Raw genomic sequence first — 19720 nt, 5'->3', positions numbered from 1 at the left:
TTAGATAAATTACTTTTCTCGGCAGGTTGATATCCCAAACGGTTTATATAATAAGCAAATTCGACTTAGCCCAGTTAAAGCGATAATTACCGCAATAATATATACTGGGATAGCTAATTCAGATGGGATAATTCTTGAATAAGTCAAAATTCCCAAAATAATTGCGATGGAATATCTAAATACTCGATCACGTCTTCCAATGTTCTTTTCCATAATTGTTTAAATAGTAAGTATTTGTTTTTTTATTCTTCTGTTCCTTGTGGTTCTTTTGCTCCAGTAGGATTCGTATCTTTTAACGAAAGAATAAACGATGAAACCTTCTGAATTTGTATAGGGTTCAGTGTTTTATTCCAAGCGATCATTCCTTTTTCAGGTACTCCATTGGTGATTGTATGAAATAGAGCATTGATTTTGCCACCATGAAGCCAAAAATGATCAGTTAAGTTGGGCCCAACTCCCCCTTGCCCTTTTTCGCCATGACAAGCTACACAATTAGTTTTATAGATTTCTGCACCTTCTGATAAATCTTTGTGATCTTTTAACTGAGTCACATTATTTTCATTGACCGAATTCGCAAATTTCTTCATATACGCTTCTTTTGCTTTTTCGGCCATAGCCACTTCAACTTTATATTCTGTTTCTTGAATATTCCCATCTTGTATTACATGGTAAGTGACGCCATAAATGACGGCAAATATAATTGTCAGATAAAATAAATACATAAACCAAGGAGGTGTAGGATTGTCCAATTCAATAATTCCATCGTATTGGTGCTCCATTTCTAAATCTTTTTCTTCCTCTAATGGACGGAGTCCAGTAAAGTTTTCCCACCAACTTCTACTTTCTTTTTTGTCGAATTCTTCCTTTTCTTGATGTGTAAGTCGATTTAATACCCTTGATAATTGTATCGTTACAATTAAAATTACGATACTTGTTAAGATGATTAAACTCATTAACCAAATTTCAGTTGTATTGGTCATAGATATAATGATTAATAATTGTCAAAAATTTTAGTACCTATTCAAATGGTAAATTTTCCATCTTAGTTAGGTGTTTTTTGTCTATCCAAAAAAGATAAACGCCAACTAGTACAAAGAATACCATGAATACCACCAATGAGAATATCATGAAAGAATCTGCGCCAGGTATGATCGAAATAAATTGCTTGAACATATTATTTGTTTTTTGAAATGTCGGTACCTAATCTTTGTAAATAAGCAATCAAGGCAATGATTTCTTTATCTTCCGAAACCTTGATTTTTTCATTGGCCAATCTAGCTTGAATTTCTTTGGCTTGAATTTTTAAATCATTCACTGCACCATCAATTTGCTCTTGGCTGTAAGGCACACCTAATTTTTGCATAGCAGCCAATTTGTCTTTTGTTTGAGATGTATTCAATGTCTGCTCAAACAAAAATCCATAACTAGGCATGATTGAGCCTGGCGACATAGCTTGAGGTTCACGCATGTGGATATAATGCCATGAATCAGGGTATTTGCCTCCTTCTCTGTGTAAATCTGGCCCTGTTCTTTTTGAACCCCATAAAAATGGATGATCGTATACAAATTCACCCGATTTAGAAAATTCACCATATCGTTCCGTTTCACTTCTAAACGGTCTAACTAATTGTGAATGACAACCTACACAACCCTCTCTAATATAAATATCTCTACCTTCTAATTCCAATGATGTATAAGGTTTAACCGCAGAAATGGTTGGTATATTCGATTTGACCATGAATGTCGGCACTAACTCCACCAAGGATCCAATAAGTATCATGATCAAAGATGCCACCAATAACTGTATGGGTCTTCTTTCGATCCAACTGTGCCAATGGGCTCCTTTTATTTCTTTTTCTTCTAATATTTCTAATGGCGCTGCTGCGGCTGCTTCATTGGCCAATAAAGTGCCCTGTGCCATGGTTTTAAACAAGTTGACAGCCATGATGATCGCCCCAATTAAATACAAGGTCCCTCCGATTGCTCTCATTTGGTGCATGGGAATTAGCTGCAAAGTTGTATCCAAGAAATTTCCATATTGTAAGGTCCCTTCTGGAGTAAATTGCTTCCACATCATCCCTTGCGTAAATCCTGAAATGTACATGGGAATAGCATAAAAAGCGATACCTATCGTACCAATCCAAAAGTGGGTTTTAATCAATTTTTCGGAATATAATGTGGTTTGGAAAATTCTTGGTATTAACCAATACAACATCGCAAAGGTCAAGAATCCATTCCATCCTAATGCACCGACGTGTACGTGTGCTACGATCCAATCAGTGAAGTGAGCAATCGCATTGATGTTCTTTAAACTCAACATAGGACCTTCAAACGTGGCCATTCCATAACTAGTAATACCAACAACCATGAATTTTAAAATGGTATTTTCCCGAACTTGATCCCAAGCTCCACGCAAGGTTAATAAGCCATTGATCATTCCTCCCCAAGAAGGAGCAATTAACATGATGGAAAATACAACTCCTAAAGATTGAGCCCAATCAGGTAAACTGCTATACAACAAATGGTGGGGTCCAGCCCAAATATAAATGAATATTAAAGCCCAAAAGTGTAAGATAGATAAACGATAGGAATAAACCGGACGATTAGCCATTTTCGGTAAAAAGTAGTACATCAAGCCTAAAAAGGGCGTTGTTAAGAAAAATGCCACCGCATTATGGCCATACCACCATTGTACCAAAGCATCTTGTACGCCTGCGTACACATAATAACTTTTGAATAATGAAATAGGTAATTGTACCGAATTCGTTATATGTAAAACGGCAACTGTGACAAACGTGGCGATGTAAAACCAAATGGCAACATACAAATGTCTCTCTCTACGTTTAATGATGGTTCCAAACATGTTTATTCCAAATGCAACCCATACCAACGTAATCGCTATATCAATCGGCCACTCCAATTCTGCGTACTCATGTGAGGTAGTAATGCCCAAAGGTAATGTGATGGCTGCTGCAACGATAATCAACTGCCAACCCCAAAAATGGAAATTGGATAGAAAATCACTGAACATTCTAGCTTTTAATAATCGCTGTAAGGAGTAATAAACGCCAGCGAATATTGCGTTACCAACGAATGCGAAAATAACTGCATTGGTATGTAGCGGTCGAATTCTTCCAAAAGTTCCATATTGTGTAATATTAAATGCTGGTTCAAAAAGCTGAGATGCAATGATAACCCCAACCAACATGCCCACAATTCCCCAAATAATTGTTGCTATTGCAAAATTTCGAACTGTCTTATTGTCATAGGAAAACTGCTCTAATGTAGTCGTTTGTGAATTCATAAGCGTATTATTTGATTTTATTTTTTTGTAAATCGATTTCTTCTGTGATGATTCGTAAGCTAGGAGTAATCAAATCATCTTGTTGTCCCGTCTTAATGGACCAAATAAAGGCCGTCAAAAAGCCAATTCCCATGAGTAAACTTAAACCAATCATGACGAAGATGATTTCCATATAATTGATGATAGTTGAACTTTGTAAATAATGATGGAGTAAATGTCGAAGTTTAATCAGTTAAAAATTATGACTTTCATCACGTTCTCAACTGATTTATCCATGCTTTTAATTTTTTTCCTTTCCAATTCATTCCTACCGTAGCAATGATCAACATACTTATCGAATTAACCGGCATTAATATGGCCGCAATTAAAGGTGATAAATTTCCTTGCACAGCAAAACTCAATCCGATGATGTTATAAATAACAGATACAACAAAACTTGCTTTGATTAATTGAACTCCATATCTACTAAATGCCAAGAAATCAGGTAGATGGGATATTTCAGATCCTCTTAAAATTCCATCGCTTGCTGGAGTAAAATGCAAATGATCATCCGAAACTGCTATACCAACATTTGCTTGTTGCAAGGCTCCAGCGTCGTTTAATCCATCTCCTATCATCGCTACCCTTTTGCCTTGATTCTGAAGTCCTTGGATGAATTGCATCTTTTCTAATGGACTACATTCAAATTTTGTTTTTGACTTATCAGGAAACCAATCACTCAAACTATCGGAATGAAAAGCCTTGTCACCTGAAATCAAATAAATGTCATAGTTTCTCTGCAATTGATGAAGCATTCCCTCTACTCCTTTTCGATTCCTCCAAGGAAATTCGATGTACCCAATATTTTCTCCATTTATTTGGAAAAACAATTGCGTTTCGGAACTATAAAAATCTTCTTTCTTTTGAATGAATGGATTCCCTGCATATTTGTAAGAACCAATCTTATAAAATTGATTTCCTATTCTTGCTTCCAATCCTTTGCCTGGAATTTCTTGAAAGGCAGAAATAGTCATTTGATTTTTCGACCCTTTTTCAAAAAGATATTTACAGAATTGTCGGGACAAAGGATGAGTAGACTGTTTGGCTAATGAATACAAGGAGTCCCATTCCAATGGTTGAACATCTCGTATTAAATGTAAGTGAGGAGGCAAATTATCTTGCAAGGTCAAAGTGCCTGTTTTGTCAAATACCAAAGTGTCCACCTGTGCCATCCGTTCAAAAGCCTGTATGTCTTTGACGAAAAAATGAAATTGAGACAGCCATCTGATTCCATGACCCAATGCAAATGGATAAGAAATGGCTAAGGCACACGGACATGCAATGATTAATATACTAACCATGGCATTAGCCCATTTACTAGGATCAACAATTATCCAATATGTCGCAACAGAAGCCGCTAAACTCAAGAGTAATAGCGTAAAATAGACTCCCACTTGATTGGCAAAATTCTCCCAATTTTCTGTTTTATAAATAGGATCTTTAAAGGCTTGTTGTTCCCATAATTGAGTTAAATGGCTATGTTTTAGATCATTTTTAATAACAATTTCAATCGATTCACCTTGGTGCTTTCCACCTGCATAAATCGGACTTCCTACTTCAATAGCAACTAATTCACTTTCCCCAGTAACGAAACTATAATCTATTTTACTTTTACCCTTTATTAAAAGCGCATCAGCAGGTATGATTTCTTGATTCCTAATGATTAAGTGATCTCCAATTTGAATCTTTTCCAAAGGTGCATTTTCTTCCCTTCCATTCGTTGCTAATTTGGTAATGACCAATGGAAAATAAGATTTGTAATTTCTTTCAAAGGATAAAAAATCAAAGGATTTTTGTTGAAACCATTTGCCAATCAATAAAAAGAACAAAAGGCCTGAAACGGAATCGATGTACCCAGCTCCTGTCTGACTTATAACTTCATAAACACTTCTTGAATAACCAACAATCAAACCTAATAAAATAGGAAGTTCAATCGTTATTTTACGAATTTTTAGATGTGACCAAACGTTTCTAAAATAATCTGATCCTGCATAAAATAAACTAAATGATCCTAAAACTAGATTTAAATAGCCAAAAACCTGTTTGAAACTTCCATTTTCAATGCCTAAATATTCGGGAAAACTGAATAACATACTATTCCCCGCACAAAATCCAGCAATTCCTAATTTGATTAAAAATTGTATCTCTTGTGAATTTCTTCTTTTCTTCAGGTTATTATCCTCTTGATTGGAAATGAATGGTTCATAGCCAATTTTAGCCAATAAATTCGCTAAGGCACCTAAACTTATTTCTTCTTCATGAAACCAAACCGTCAGGTCCTTTTTTCCAAAATTCAATTGTGTTTTTATAATTCCTTCCTGAAGCTTGTGAAGGTTTTCCAACAAATACAAACATGAGCGACAATGAATCGCTGGGAGAATGAAATTTACTTTTGATAAATTCTGATTAGAAAATGAAATTAAACGATCCCTAAATTCGCTTTTATTCAAATAATCAAAGTTTTTAAGGCTTGGTGATAATCCAGGCTGAATATCACATTCGTAATAATCATTCAGAGAATTTTCATTTAACAATTGATATACCTTTTGACAACCTGAACAACAGAATTTTTTTTCTTCCAATTGTATGATTTCATCATGGCATTCTTCGCCACAATGATAACAAATACAGCTTTCTTTTACTTTTTCTATTAGAATGGAATTCATAAGACATGAATAATTGAATCAAAATTAAGCGATTAACTTTTCCTGTTTTATGATTAAAAACACCTGAAAACGTGAGCATTGTCATAAAAACACTTATCTATTGATGCTACTTTCGTATCACATTTATGTTAGCATGACTACTATTTTGGAAATATCTAGGAAAATTTTGGCCAGTGGGATAGAAATCAACTATCTACAGGGTGAATTTCTTTTTCGAAAAGGTCAAAAAGCTGAATTTGTATTCTATTTGTTGGAAGGGTCGATTTTGATGGATGCCGTGGATAATCAAACAGGTATTTTACAAGATAAGCCAGTATTTCTTGGCCTTCAAGAAGCTTTAGAATCATCTAAGCATATTTATAATGCTCAAACAAAAGAGCCATGTAAGTTCTTGGTATTCGATAAAAAGTTTTTCACCATGCTTTTGCAAGAATTTGATACCAGTCAACTTTTTGTAAATCATCAAATAAAAGAGTTCGAATTATTTCATCCATTATTACATTAAAAGCTGATTAAAATGATTTCTGAAACTGTTGTAGCTAATTTGTCGAAATTTCAGATTGCTACCGAACTAAAAAAATTACAAGATCGAATTTGTTCACAATTAGAAGATTGTGATGGAAAAGCTAAATTTCAAGAGGAATTATGGGATCGTTCTTCTGGAGGAAGTGGTCGTACTCGGGTTATCCAAAATGGCGCTGTATTCGAAAAAGGTGGTGTGAATTTTTCTGAAGTTTTTGGTAAAGCTACACCCAGTATGTTGAAAGCATTGGATTTGAAAGAATCCAATAATTTGGAATTTTTTGCGACTGGGGTGTCGATTGTTTTACATCCTGCTAGTCCCATGGTTCCTATTTCTCATGCCAATTTTAGGTATTTTGAATTAAGCAATGGCATGGCATGGATTGGCGGAGGCATTGATTTAACTCCAATTTATGTAGTACCTGAGCAGGCTCAATGGTTTCATCAACAATTAAAAGATGTCTGCAATCGGCATGATGAGCGTTTTTATCCTAAATTCAAATCTTGGGCGGATGATTATTTTTACATAGAACACCGACAAGAAACTAGAGGTATAGGTGGCGTATTTTTTGATCACCTTACTCCCTCTGAACATCAATCTTTACCAGAATTAATCGATTTCTTAATTGATTTGGGAAATAAATTCGCCCCAATTTATACCCAAATTATCAATTGGAATCGACATTTGATATTTTCAGAAGAACAAAAAAAATGGCAATTAATCAGACGAGGTCGTTATGCAGAGTTCAATTTGGTGTATGATCGAGGTACAAAATTTGGATTTGAATCACAAGGAAGAACAGAGTCAATATTGATGAGTTTACCCCCACAAGCCAATTGGGAATATAACCATGTCCCTCATCCAGGAAGTGAGGAGGCCAAAACCTTATCCTTGTTGAAAAAGAATATAGAGTGGTAAGTTAAGGTTGCAAAGTCCCGATAGATTTTATCCTTCGGGACTTTTTTTGAACAGGATTTAATTGATTTTAATCACTTCATTTACATTCAACTTGGTTTTTTCCGTTACAATGGTACCCGTTTCAATGTATAATTTGTGTCCTGCCATAATTCCATCTAATAATTCTGCATTCATTTTTTTCATCATTAATTTATTCATTAAATCGAAAAAAACATTTTTCATACTGTAAACCATGGTACTTTTTAGGATGGTGTTTTCCTCGTTGGCGTGAATGGCTAAATCCAGACTTAATTTGTCAATACCAGGCATTTTTTTCAATTGATAAACTTCAATTTTAATGTTTTCTAAGGTATTCCATTCGATAATTCTTTCCTCAGCACTCGCACCCATCATGGTAAAATCACAATGTCTAGTGGCTCCGACTCCCGAATTTTGTAAGGAGGTAACATAGGATTTATGTACACCTGGGTGTCCATGGCAAATATTTCCAAAATCAGCTAATGCTGCCCATACTTTCTCTAGTGGTTGATTGATTTGAATTTCGCGTTGAATTGTGGTTAATTTTTCCATTTTTTTTACTTTAGTTGGTTAAATAATATAAGAATTGATTGAATACTACTTTGAAAATTTTTGGTGCTTTTGACAAGTGTTAATAAACCGTAAAATGTGGTATGAATTAATTCAGTTAAGGTTTTTGAATCGATGTGAAGGGTTAAATCTCCTTTCTCTTGAGCTTCTTTTACACAGGGTTCTATGGCTTCTATAAATAGATCAAATTCCTTTGCAGACGAATGTGCTATTTGTGGATTGACAACCGACAATTCTGCCATGATATTGTTAATGTAACATCCAACAAAATCATTTTTGGGTTGCGCCTCAAACATACCTTGGTAGAAATTTTTGAGTCGGACAATGGCTGGTATTCCAAGATGAGGATCTAACTGTTCATTAATCCGCTCTACATTTTTTTTGCCATAATAGCTGATAGTTTCCAATAAATACTGTTCCTTGCTTTTGAACGCATTGTAAAATGCCCCTTTTGTCATTCCTGTCTTTTGACAAATTTCATCCATCCCCAAAGCACTATAACCTGACTTCCTAAAAAGCGTCAACCCTACTCGAATAACTTCCTCTCGGTTATGTTTTTTGTTCATCTGAAATAAATATATGTCAAATATAATTAAACAGAACGGTCGGTACAAATAAAATGAAATATTTTTATTTTGAACTTATGAGATGTTTTTCTAATTTTCTATAACACTTTTAATGCGAATCAAGAGTAAAAACAATTGATGCAATATATTTTAATGCAATTTTTTGTCTAGCGACCGGTCGTTTTGTGATAAAACCTTTTTACAGCTGTGATAAAAACGAATCAATAATTTTACAAGATGAAATTATTTGTAATTTGGAGGGCACATTATTTCTCTGTATTTCTCAATTTGTTACCACTTCACAAAGATTTCATCATTCATCATGCTGAAAATGTTTTGTAAAAAATAAGTTAAATGAAGAAAAATATAAGTTTTCATTTGGTAATTATCCCTTCTATTTTTTATGTGGTAATGGGTCCCCTTACCCCCTGCCATTTAATGCTTTAAAAGTTCAGTTGTTTGATAAAATTAGTTTATAACTTTATTCTGCTTTTGGCTTCGAAAGCTTCAGCTAGCAGAAATATAGCCTAATGCCGCCAAAAATCTTTTGACTTAATAATACACACAAAGTGGACTGATTGAAAATTTCCGTGAACTTGATGTTAAAGCATGCGTTGTAACACTAAAGGGTCACCAAGTTTTTTCTCTTTTCACATTTTCTATTACCTATTACCTATTAATGCGAATGAAGGGTTGAAATAAGCACTTAAATTCAGTACTAATTGATTGAGGATAAGTCCAATCCTGGATTATAATGCAATTTACCGGCTAATTCTTATTCTGTGGCATTTCTTTTTTTGAAAAAAAAAGAAACAAAAAAACTTTTTTCTTTTGCTTAATCCAAGACGAATCCGCAAGCGGAACGATTTTCACTCTCGCTCTCGGCTATTTTCTTTGACCCCGTCGCACAGAGCCCATGCGCATTGTCAAAGCTCCGCCTACCGCTTCGTTCAAATCTTTCGTTAGGATTAAGCGTTGGCCAAAAATAAATTTTTATAGCGAATGATTTTTATGTTTTTTAACCCTTAATTGGCATTATTACCTATTACCTATTACCTATTACCTATTACCTCCTATTACCTTTTACCTATTTCTTCAACCTCAATCGAACAATATTTTCTACGTGATGGGTTTGAGGGAACATGTCGACGGGATGAACGACATCTACTTGATAAGCCTCATCTAACCAAGCCAAATCCCTCGCTTGAGTAGCTGGATTGCAACTTACATAAACAATGGTTTTAGGTAAAACTTTTAATAATTGACGCACCACATCTTCATCCATCCCTGCTCTCGGTGGGTCTGTAATCACCACATCCGGTTTTCCATGGATGGAAATGAATTCATCCGTCAATAACTTTTTCATATCCCCTGCAAAAAAGGATGAATTCTCAACTTTATTATGTTTTGCATTCATTTTGGCATCTTCCACCGCCATTTCAACATATTCTAAACCAACTACCTTTTGCGTCAATTTAGCTAAAAACAATGCAATGGTTCCAGTTCCAGAATATAAGTCATAGACAATTTCATTCCCTGTTAAATCCGCATATTCTCTCACCAATTGATATAATCGCAAGGCTTGATGGGTATTCGTTTGAAAAAATGATTTAGGACCGATTTGAAAACGTAAATCTTCCATCACTTCTTCGATGTAAGGTTTTCCTGCGTAACATATTACGTCTAAATCATGGAAGGTATCATTCCCCTTTTGATTAATGACATAATTTAAGGAAGTGATTTGTGGAAAATTATTTTTCAAATGTTCCATAATCAAATCTATTTCAAAAGGTTCCGCATAAGCAAACTGAACATTAACCATCCATTCTCCTGAACTTGAATTTCGGATGATTAAATTCCGTAAGGCTCCCTCCTTTTGATTCTTTAACTCGTAAAAGGAAATGTTATTATTCTCGGCAAACTCTCGTACACTGTTACGAATTTGATTGGATGGATCAGCTTGTAAATAACAGTGATTTACTTCTAAAATCTTATCAAAACGACCTGGGACGTGAAAACCTAAGGCATTCATAGAGCCTAAATCCTCCTGACCAATTTCTTCATTGGTTAACCATCTCGCGGAAGAAAAAGTGAATTCCAATTTATTGCGGTAATAATATTGCTCTTTAGATCCTAAGATTTCTTGGAAAGTTGGAAGTGGTATTTTAGCAATTCGTTCCAAGTTATCTTTAACTTGTCTGGTTTTGAAGCCTAACTGCGCCTCATAAGATACGTGTTGCCATTTACAGCCACCGCATATCCCAAAATGGCTACAGGCCACTTCCGTTCTAAATGGAGAACTGGGAGTAATATTAAACGCTTGAGCTTGTTTAAATTTCTTTTTGGAACGTAAAATTTTTAAATCACATACATCTCCTGGTGCGACTGGCCCTTGAACGAAAATGACTTCATCATTGATTTTTACGATGCATTTGGCTTCTGCGGCAAAATCTAAAATTTCAACTTGTTCAATAATTTGTGGGGCTTTGTCTTTCTTTCTGCTCATGATTTCAAAATATGTGCAAAAATAGTGCTTTCTTATGTCTTAACCACCAATTTAAAGATAAAAGCTTAACTTCGTGTGTAAATTAATATTATGGAAAATAAAGTTGTTATCATCACTGGTGCATCCTCTGGAATCGGAAAAGCCTTGGCTTTTGAATTTGGAAAAAGAGGTAATACAATTGTTATTACGGGTAGAAATCCACAGAAACTACAAGAAGCAGTCAACGAATTAGAAGAAGCAAGAATACACGTAAAAGGTATTGTTTGCGACAGTAGCTCTGAGTCGGAAACCAATGAAATGATAGCTGAGGTGATTGATTCCTATAAAAAAATAGATTTACTGATCAATAACGCAGGAATTTCCATGCGTTCCATGTTTGAAACGGTCAATATAAATGTGTTGAAACAAGTGATGGACATCAATTTTTGGGGCACAGTCTATGCAACACACGCAGCCTTACCCTATTTAAAAGCATCCAAAGGAGGAATAATTGGGATTTCTTCCATCGCAGGGTATCGTGGTTTACCTGTAAGAACGGGTTATTCAGCTTCTAAATTTGCTATGAATGGATTTTTGGAAGCATTACGTACAGAATTATTGGAAACAGGAGTACATGTTTTAATCGCTTGTCCAGGATTTACAGCCTCCAATATTCGTTCTGCTTCCTTAGGTTCCACTGGACAAATTACTGGCGAAACCATGCGCGATGAAGAGAAAATGATGTCAGCTGAAGAGGTAGCTTCCGAAATCTACCTGGCCTATTCCGTCAAAAAGAAAACCTTGGTATTAACCTTTCAAGGTAAATTAACCGTCTTTTTGAACAAATGGATGAATGGCCTCATGGACCGTTTGGTGTACAATACTTTGAAAAAGGAAAAAGATAGTCCGTTGAAATAGTTGAAATTTAAAGGTTGATTTATAAAAAAATTAAATGATTCAACTAAACGACAAGGTTATTTATCCAGCACTTTTTTCCAAGATTGATAAGACATTTCAAATTTGATTTCTTTGCTTCCATGTAAGCCAATCTCAGCCCATCCCGCTTTTCTATAAAATATTTCTGCTCTGGTATTCAATTCGGTACCTAGCCAAATGTTTTGTTGGGTTTGTGAAAAATACCATTCTAACATTAACTGATGTAGTTTCCTTCCAACTCTTTTTTGCTCAAAATTGGGATCAACAAATAAGGCCCAAATGTTATTTTCAATCAGATCAACAATCGCAAAACCAATAATTTGATCATCGATTTCACACACCCAACCTTTACCTCTGATGGTTAAAAATTCTTCACAATCTTGGTCACTTACTAAATTTGGGTCAGATAAGGTATTTTCCTTCACGGAATTACGGACAATCTGAATTTGTGGAATATCAAATTTTGTTGCCTCTCTAAATATCTTGTTTTTCATATTCAAAAATTATCAGTTAATTTTTAAAATAGACTTGCTTGTTTAAATGGAATGAGAGGTATTGATCGTTTCGTTTAATCGTAATATCAATGGATGCTTTATTTTTTTCAACTTTGTTTAGATAGTGTTGACATATTTCGGATGGTTCTATTTTAGTAAAATCAACATCATCAATATTAATTATTTCATCTCCTAGATTTATAGGATTATTTTTATCTGATATTTTGTGAACAACCTTGGCTTTACCATCCACGAATAAATAGCTAAATCCAAAGCTATCGAAAGTTTTGGCAACCTCATTGACTTGTTTTTTAAAGTAAATTTTTCGATTCTCCCAATCCATTAAAAACAAATAGTCCTTTAAAAATTCATTTCCAATTAAGGTGGATTTCCCACTGCTAATAAATTGATTTTTAAATTCAACATGATCAAATTTGATGTTATTCTTTAAAAAATAGCCTTTTTCAGAATTTCCTACACCATAAAATCCCGTTGAACTTATTCCTTCCGTACTTATCATGTTCAAATCAGTAGAATTTAGTTTTACATGATTTTGATTACTAGAAATTTTAATGTTGCCATTGAAACCTGTATCAAATGTGAACATTAACTTCTTGTTAAATAATTCACCCAAAATTTTAGGTGTTTTTTGACTAAAATGTCTAAAGCTCCAGATGAAATCTGGATGGTGTAGGTCAAATGAATTTAAATGTTGAGAAACCGTAATTCTATTCTTTTGATAATCGAATTCACAAAAAAGTTTAGCTAATAAATTTGCTCCAACAATTCCATCAAAACCTAGACATTTTATTTCTTTTGTTTCAATGGTTGTAACGGAACAAGCAATATCCTTGAAGATTAATCGACCAATTTTGATTTCTGGTACAATAGCAAATTTTTCTTTTTTCTTTTTGTTTTGAGAATCTGACATAGAAGATTGATGGTGAACCTTCAGATTAAGCCGTTCAAAAATTTCTTCTGAAATGACTGTTGGAGCACCCGTATCAATGAGAAATTGATATTTTTTATCTCCTATTTCAACTGAACAAAAAGGTAAATCATTGATTCGATTGATTATAATTTCTTCTTTCTCATTTAGAGATTCTACCCGACCAGAATTAAAAAATGTTTGATTCCTATTGCAGCTAATTGTTAACAATAGGACAAATAGACTGTATAATCGTTTGCTCATCTTATATTAGTGGTTTTAATGATAAATTTTCTATGCTCTCTTTTACCTCTTACCTATTACCTCTTAATTATTACCTCTTACCTATTACCATTTACCTCTTACCTTTTACCTTTTACCTCTTACCTATTACCTATTACCTATTACCTATTACCTTTTACCTATTACCTCTTCCCTCATCCAAACGGCGTATTGAACGGATCTGTATCATCCTGCTGCATGTTCATTTTACTACCTTTGAACACAGAGTCATTTTTTTCAAAGGCTGCCGCTGTGTCGCCCAATGCACTTGAATCAAATCCTGCATTGCCAGAATCAAAAGGCTGAAAATCTAAATCACAGTACTTCGTGAATTTACCAATAAACTTCAACCATACGTTTTCCAAAGATCCTGAACGGTTTTTAGCCATAATAATCTCTCCCATTCCCAACAAAGAATTGCCTTGTTCGTCTTGAGTGATTTGATAATATTCAGGACGATAAATAAACATTACCTGATCGGCATCTTGCTCAATAGCTCCCGATTCACGAAGATCGGATAATTGAGGCTTTTTATTTCCTCCTCTGGTTTCGGTGGAACGATTCAATTGTGAAAGTGCAATTACAGGAACATCCAATTCTTTTGCTAACTGCTTCAAAGCTCTTGAAATTTGTGAAATTTCTTGCTCACGGTTACCGCTAGCACCTTTTCCAGATGAATCGCCTGTCATTAATTGCAAGTAATCAATGACGATTAACTGTATATTTTTTTGTGCTTTTAAACGACGACATTTTGCTCTTAATTCCAAAATAGACAAGGCTGGAGTGTCATCAATAAACATCTGCGCCTCAAAAAGCGTTTTAATTTTGGTATGTAATTGTTGCCATTCATGTGGCTCTAATTTTCCTTTTCGAATTTTCTCTGCTTCGATTTCGGCTTCCGCGGAAATAATACGATTGACTAATTGTACTGCCGACATCTCCAAAGAAAACAAAGCAACCGCATGACCAAATTCCACTGCAGCATTCCGACAAGCTGAAACGACAAAAGCGGTCTTTCCCATACCCGGGCGAGCTGCAATGATGATTAATTCTTGCTTTTGCCAACCAGAAGTCAAACGATCTAATTCAGTAAATCCAGAAGGAATACCCGTTAAACCACTTTTTTGTAATTGCTTTTTCTCTAGTTCATCTACCGCTTTTTTCAAAATATCCGACATACTTTCGTAATTCTTCCGAATATTGGATTCTGCAATGGTAAATAATTCCTGCTCCATTTTATCCAAAATTTGGAATACGTCAGTCGTATCTTCGTAAGATTGACGCTGGATTTCAGAAGAAATTTGAATTAATTGTCGCTTTAAATATTGCTCAATGATAATACGAGCATGATATTCTACATTGGAAGTCGAACTAACTCGAGAAGTCAATTGAGCCAAATAGCTCGTTCCACCTGCTCTCTCTAGCTCCCCATTTGATTTTAAAAAATTATTAACTGTCAATAAATCAACAGGTTGTGAAGCCTGAAATAAACCTTGAATGGCTTGAAAGATTTTTTGATGTGCTTCTTTGTAAAAACTTTCTGGTTTTAATAATTCAATGACATTGGCCAAAGGCTCTTTTTCAAGCATTAATGCACCTAATAAGGCTTCTTCTAAATCAAGCGCTTGTGGAGGTAATTTACCCAAGCCCAAATCGCTCAAACGCGCAGGTGCGGAAGTTCGGGAATTAGTGTTTCCTGATGTATTACCTTTTTTAAAAATTGATGCGGGAGTATTCGATTCCATAGAATACAATTTTACCACTTTTTATCAAAAATATCATCTTTTTTGCGCGATAAAATTTCAATAATTTTCTACATTAGTGCTTTCAATTCACATCTTAACTTTTTTGTACTTGTTAGAAAAAATTATTTCCCTTGCCGATATTTCCTTAATCGATTTTTTCGGTCCTTCCAATACGAATCTAAGTCTGATCACCGATGCTTTCCCTCAAACCAAAATCATTGCTAGAGGTGATCAATTAACAGTGAGAGGTTCTGACGATCAAATTTCTTTGGTGGAAGCCATCGTTAATCAATGCATCAAACATCTTGAAAAACATCATACCTTATCAGGATCACATACCAAAGCTTATATTGAAGCAGTTCTAAATCCAACAGGTGAAGAAGTAGAAACTCCTTGGGTAGAAGATAAAGATGTTTTATTGTTTGGAAATAAGGGAATTGTTATCAAAGTAAAAACGCCCAATCAACGTAAATTAGTTGAAGCAGCTTCTAAAAACGACATTGTTTTTGCCTTAGGACCTGCCGGAACCGGTAAGACCTATACGGCTGTTGCTTTGGCCGTAAAGGCCTTGAAAAATAAAGAAGTAAAAAAGATCATCATCACTCGACCAGCTGTTGAAGCAGGTGAAAATTTAGGTTTCTTGCCGGGCGATTTAAAAGAAAAAATTGATCCGTATTTGCGACCTATTTACGACGCATTGGATGATATGATTCCAGCTGAAAAATTGAAATTTTACATCGAAAACAGAACCATTGAAATTGCACCTTTGGCCTATATGCGTGGCCGAACTTTGAATAAGGCTTTTATTTTGTTGGATGAAGCTCAAAATACAACATCCATGCAAATGAAAATGTTTTTGACAAGGATGGGTATCCAGTCGAAAACCATCATTACGGGTGATAAATCACAAGTGGATTTACCCAAAAACCAAGTTTCAGGTTTAGGAGATGCAGTAAATATTTTACAAGGCATCAAAGGAATTGCTTTTGTTGAATTAGATGGAAGTGATGTTGTTCGTCACCGTTTAGTGCGTGAAATCATTGAAGCATATGATAAAAAAGCGTAGAATGGTGTTTTAGGTAAAAGATAATAGGTAAAAGGTGAAAGGTAATAGGAATTATTCTTCCTCTTCTCTCTTCTCTCTTCTCTCTTCTCTCTTCTCTCTTCTATCTCCTCTCTTCTCTCTTCTCTCTTCCTCCTATTTTAAAATTTCCAAAATGAATTATTCGATCATAGAAGCCAAAAGTTTAGAAGAAATCAACCAGGTATTTCAAATACGGATTGAAGTATTTGTCAAAGAACAAAAATGTCTTCCTTCGGAGGAATTTGATGATTTAGATGCACAAGCACGTCATTTTTTATTATTCAAAGATGATCAAGCCGTGGCAACGGGGCGATTTAGAAAAACGGAAAAAGGTATTAAAATAGAACGAATTGCGACATTGGCTGCGTTTAGAGGACAAGGTTTGGCAAGTAATTTAATTCAATATATCATCCAACAAGCAAAACTACAATATCCAGATACACATTATTTCTATTTACATTCGCAACAAACCGTCATTCCACTGTATGCATCTTTGGGTTTTTCTACGTTTGGTGAAACATTTATCGAAGCAGATATAATTCACCAAGCCATGGAAAGGATTATTTAAAACTTTTTTTACTTATTTGGTGTTTATCCTTCATAAATCAAAAATTATGATCGATAAAATAATTTCCGCCTACATCAATCACATTCGCGAAGAAGGACAAAGTCCAAAAAGTTTGTACGCATTTGCAAAATCCCTTGAACTTGAAGAAAAAGATTTATATGCTTATTTCAGCACTTTTGAAGGATTAGAGAATATTATTTGGTCCAATAAAATCCAAACAACTATTCAGAATTGTCAATTAGACCCTATTTATGCTTCTTATTCTGTTCGTGAAAAATATTTATCATTTGTTTTTTCTTTTTTTCAAGAGATTTTAACTGAAAGATCATTTTATGTTCAAAATTGGAAAAAAATTGCAAAACCAACTTTCGGAATTCCTGATGCTTTAAAATCTGCAAATGCCATTTATTTGACATATGTTCAGGCTTTAATGGATGAAGCGATTGAAAACAATGAAGTAAAAGCAAGAAAATACTTGGATAAAAAATATGCGGATGGACTGTGGTTCCAATTTATTATGATCATTCAATTTTGGGTAAAAGATTCTTCTCCAAATTTTGAAAAAACTGACGAATTTATCGAGAAATCGACGCAAGCCTCCTTTGAATTACTGGGAGTAACAGCTTTCGATTCTTTGATTGATTTAGGTAAGTTTTTAATTCAAAATAAAACAGGGATGAATTTCCAAAAATGATGAAAGAAAATTCGTATATACCTGTCTCCAAAGTGGCTAGAGCTTCTAAATTTGTTGGGACAGGATTAAAAGTGGGTGGAAATTATTTGAAATATTCTATCCAAAAAATGGCTAATCCAAGTTTGGACAAAGAGCAACTTCATGAAGATAATGCAAAGGATATTTATTCTTCTTTAAGTGTTTTGAAAGGTTCTGCTCTAAAAGTTACCCAAATGTTGAGTATGGATCGTGGCATGTTACCACGTGCCTACAGAGAGGCTTTTGCCATGGCACAATATTCGGCACCTCCCCTTTCTGGACCCTTAGTTGTCAAAACATTTCAATCAGAATTAGGAAAATCTCCCGGATTGCTTTTTGATCAATTTGATTTAAAAGCCAGTTTTGCAGCTTCTATAGGTCAAGTCCATCGAGCTGAGAAAGATGGCAAAAAGTTAGCTGTTAAAGTCCAATATCCGGGTGTTGCCAATAGTATTCATGCGGATTTAAAAATGATTAAACCCATTGCATTGGCTATGTTTTCTCTAAATGAGAAAGATGTGGACCGATATATGGCTGAGGTGCAAGATAAATTAATTGAAGAAACGAATTATATTCAAGAAATGAAGTATGCCCAAGATATAACTGAGGCATGCAAAGATTTAGATGGGGTTCTATTTCCCAAATATTACCCAGAATATTCGTCTAGTAAAATTTTGTGCATGGATTGGTTAGAGGGTATGCATTTGAAAGAATTTTTAGCCACCAATCCTAGTCAAGAAATTAGAAATTTGATTGGACAAAGATTATGGGATTTTTATGAATTTCAGATTCATCAATTGAAAATGGTGCATGCAGATCCTCATCCAGGGAATTTTTTAATGCATTCTGACGGTAAGTTGGGCATTTTGGATTTTGGATGTGTTAAAACTATTCCAGCGAGTTTTTATGAACCTTATTTTTCTCTTTTAGACACAAGTGTATTAAAAGAAAAATCAAAAACGATGGAAATTTTTGAGGAGTTGGAATTTATCAATCCATTGGATAGCCAAAAAGAAAAAGAGGAATATTTTGATTTGTTTACTTCTATGATTGAACTTTTAGCTCGTCCATTTCAAAAGTCTACATTTGATTTTGCGGATGCCTCTTATGTAGATGAAATTTATCAAATGGCAGATGAGTTAAAGAACAATGATAAATTACGTTATTCCAAACATGCTAGAGGATCTCAGCACGGATTGTATATTAATAGGACTTATTTTGGATTATATACCTTACTTCATGAGTTAGGTAGTACAATAAATATTTGAGAGAATAAAAGAGAGAAGAGAAAATTTTCTTAAATCTTCTCTCTTCTCTCTTCTTTCTTCTTTCTTCTAGAACGGTAAATCATCTCCCGATTCTGCCTCCATTGGAGGGAAAGTAACCGTGCCACTTTGATTAACGATTACATTATCAGGAACGGATCCGTCTGCTGCTGGAGCCCCCATACGGTCAATGCGATATGCACGTATATCCGTATACCAACGTTCATTATATTCTCTTGATTCTACATTGAATTGAATCTTAACCATTTCTCCTTCACTTACAGCTGCTAAATCCTGGGTTTTATCGCCCCATACATTCATGCAAACTTTTTTAGGATATTGATCTTGTGTTTCGATCACGAAATCTTGTTTGATCCAATTTGTACCTGTTTTACCAGTTCCTGTAACCTCTGGTAACTTCTTAATTAATTTTCCGCTTAGTTCTAAAGCCATTATAGTAAATTGATAATTTTAGAAATTGTATTTATTGGCAAGTAAGTAAATATTTGGTAATTTTGCTAACCTTTCGGCGATGTGGTGGAATTGGTAGACACGCTACTTTGAGGTGGTAGTGCCGCTTTAGGTGTGGGAGTTCGAATCTCCCCATCGTCACTTAT

Annotated in this window: 19 protein-coding genes and 1 tRNA gene; 8 read left to right on the top strand and 12 right to left on the bottom strand. The window is 34.6% G+C overall.

Going from position 1 to position 19720, the window contains the following annotated elements; all coding sequences use genetic code 11:
• Positions 1-9: 9 nt before the first annotated feature.
• The 5 genes from V7S76_RS06855 to V7S76_RS06835 form a co-directional block, all read right to left on the bottom strand.
• Entirely contained in the window at positions 10-213 is a 204-nt protein-coding gene (locus tag V7S76_RS06855; protein WP_459509318.1) for a YgaP family membrane protein, read from the bottom strand.
• Positions 214-242: 29 nt separating this feature from the next.
• Positions 243-980 carry a cbb3-type cytochrome c oxidase N-terminal domain-containing protein gene (locus V7S76_RS06850; protein WP_459509317.1) on the bottom strand — a complete coding sequence of 246 codons (738 nt, stop codon included), beginning with the start codon at positions 978-980 and terminating at the stop codon, positions 243-245.
• Between the two features lie 194 nt (positions 981-1174).
• A complete protein-coding gene (ccoN, locus tag V7S76_RS06845) occupies positions 1175-3304 on the bottom strand; it encodes a cytochrome-c oxidase, cbb3-type subunit I (RefSeq protein ID WP_459509316.1) in 2130 nt (709 codons plus the stop codon).
• 7 nt (positions 3305-3311) lie between these two features.
• Complete coding sequence (gene ccoS / locus V7S76_RS06840) at positions 3312-3476, bottom strand: cbb3-type cytochrome oxidase assembly protein CcoS (RefSeq protein ID WP_459509315.1); 165 nt, start codon at positions 3474-3476, stop codon at positions 3312-3314.
• A 79-nt stretch (positions 3477-3555) separates the two neighbouring features.
• Positions 3556-6009, bottom strand: coding sequence for a heavy metal translocating P-type ATPase (locus V7S76_RS06835; RefSeq protein WP_459509314.1), 2454 nt, complete (start codon positions 6007-6009; stop codon positions 3556-3558).
• 133 nt (positions 6010-6142) lie between these two features.
• Between V7S76_RS06835 and V7S76_RS06830 the strand changes: the two genes are divergently transcribed.
• The gene (locus tag V7S76_RS06830) at positions 6143-6514 is read left to right on the top strand and encodes a cyclic nucleotide-binding domain-containing protein (RefSeq protein ID WP_459509313.1); all 372 of its coding nucleotides are present in this window, start codon (positions 6143-6145) and stop codon (positions 6512-6514) included.
• A 12-nt stretch (positions 6515-6526) separates the two neighbouring features.
• On the top strand, positions 6527-7450 hold the full coding sequence (hemF, locus tag V7S76_RS06825) for an oxygen-dependent coproporphyrinogen oxidase (RefSeq protein WP_459509312.1): 924 nt from the start codon (positions 6527-6529) through the stop codon (positions 7448-7450).
• A 57-nt stretch (positions 7451-7507) separates the two neighbouring features.
• On the opposite strand, the gene V7S76_RS06820 is transcribed toward hemF, so the two are convergent.
• From V7S76_RS06820 to rlmD, 3 genes are all read right to left on the bottom strand, one after another.
• Complete coding sequence (locus tag V7S76_RS06820; protein ID WP_459509311.1) at positions 7508-8020, bottom strand: SRPBCC family protein; 513 nt, start codon at positions 8018-8020, stop codon at positions 7508-7510.
• Positions 8021-8025: 5 nt separating this feature from the next.
• A complete protein-coding gene (locus V7S76_RS06815) occupies positions 8026-8604 on the bottom strand; it encodes a TetR/AcrR family transcriptional regulator (protein ID WP_459509310.1) in 579 nt (192 codons plus the stop codon).
• Positions 8605-9691: 1087 nt separating this feature from the next.
• Positions 9692-11110, bottom strand: a complete 1419-nt coding sequence (rlmD, locus tag V7S76_RS06810; RefSeq protein ID WP_459509309.1) for a 23S rRNA (uracil(1939)-C(5))-methyltransferase RlmD — start codon at positions 11108-11110, stop codon at positions 9692-9694.
• A gap of 90 nt (positions 11111-11200) precedes the next feature.
• On the opposite strand from rlmD, the gene V7S76_RS06805 reads away from it, so the two are divergent.
• Positions 11201-12007 carry an SDR family oxidoreductase gene (locus tag V7S76_RS06805; RefSeq protein WP_459509308.1) on the top strand — a complete coding sequence of 269 codons (807 nt, stop codon included), beginning with the start codon at positions 11201-11203 and terminating at the stop codon, positions 12005-12007.
• A 56-nt stretch (positions 12008-12063) separates the two neighbouring features.
• On the opposite strand, the gene V7S76_RS06800 is transcribed toward V7S76_RS06805, so the two are convergent.
• The 3 genes from V7S76_RS06800 to dnaB all read right to left on the bottom strand — a co-directional run bounded on the left by V7S76_RS06800 (position 12064) and on the right by dnaB (position 15474).
• Positions 12064-12519 (bottom strand): GNAT family N-acetyltransferase, encoded by a 456-nt coding sequence (locus tag V7S76_RS06800; RefSeq protein ID WP_459509307.1) that lies wholly within the window; start codon positions 12517-12519, stop codon positions 12064-12066.
• Between the two features lie 16 nt (positions 12520-12535).
• A complete protein-coding gene (locus V7S76_RS06795; RefSeq protein ID WP_459509306.1) occupies positions 12536-13711 on the bottom strand; it encodes a retropepsin-like aspartic protease in 1176 nt (391 codons plus the stop codon).
• Positions 13712-13884: 173 nt separating this feature from the next.
• The gene (gene dnaB / locus V7S76_RS06790; protein ID WP_459509305.1) at positions 13885-15474 is read right to left on the bottom strand and encodes a replicative DNA helicase; all 1590 of its coding nucleotides are present in this window, start codon (positions 15472-15474) and stop codon (positions 13885-13887) included.
• Between the two features lie 109 nt (positions 15475-15583).
• On the opposite strand from dnaB, the gene V7S76_RS06785 reads away from it, so the two are divergent.
• The 4 genes from V7S76_RS06785 (at position 15584) to V7S76_RS06770 (ending at position 19106) form a co-directional block, all read left to right on the top strand.
• Positions 15584-16540: a PhoH family protein gene (locus V7S76_RS06785; RefSeq protein ID WP_459509304.1), complete on the top strand. Its 957-nt coding sequence runs from the start codon at positions 15584-15586 to the stop codon at positions 16538-16540.
• A gap of 151 nt (positions 16541-16691) precedes the next feature.
• Positions 16692-17126: a GNAT family N-acetyltransferase gene (locus V7S76_RS06780; RefSeq protein WP_459509303.1), complete on the top strand. Its 435-nt coding sequence runs from the start codon at positions 16692-16694 to the stop codon at positions 17124-17126.
• A 46-nt stretch (positions 17127-17172) separates the two neighbouring features.
• On the top strand, positions 17173-17820 hold the full coding sequence (locus V7S76_RS06775; protein ID WP_459509302.1) for a TetR family transcriptional regulator C-terminal domain-containing protein: 648 nt from the start codon (positions 17173-17175) through the stop codon (positions 17818-17820).
• Positions 17817-19106: an ABC1 kinase family protein gene (locus tag V7S76_RS06770; RefSeq protein WP_459509301.1), complete on the top strand. Its 1290-nt coding sequence runs from the start codon at positions 17817-17819 to the stop codon at positions 19104-19106. Before V7S76_RS06775 ends, V7S76_RS06770 begins: the two co-directional genes overlap by 4 nt.
• 66 nt (positions 19107-19172) lie before the next feature.
• Here V7S76_RS06770 and V7S76_RS06765 read toward each other — a convergent pair whose 3' ends face one another.
• Entirely contained in the window at positions 19173-19556 is a 384-nt protein-coding gene (locus V7S76_RS06765; RefSeq protein WP_459509300.1) for a DUF3127 domain-containing protein, read from the bottom strand.
• Positions 19557-19631: 75 nt separating this feature from the next.
• Here V7S76_RS06765 and V7S76_RS06760 point away from each other — a divergent pair.
• Positions 19632-19715, top strand: a tRNA-Leu gene (locus V7S76_RS06760).
• The last annotated feature ends 5 nt before the right edge of the window (positions 19716-19720 follow it).

This window comes from Aquirufa sp. ROCK2-A2, from assembly GCF_054558485.1.
The sequence above is the reverse complement of the archived record's forward strand: the minus strand, read 5'-3'. Positions and strand labels throughout refer to the sequence as shown.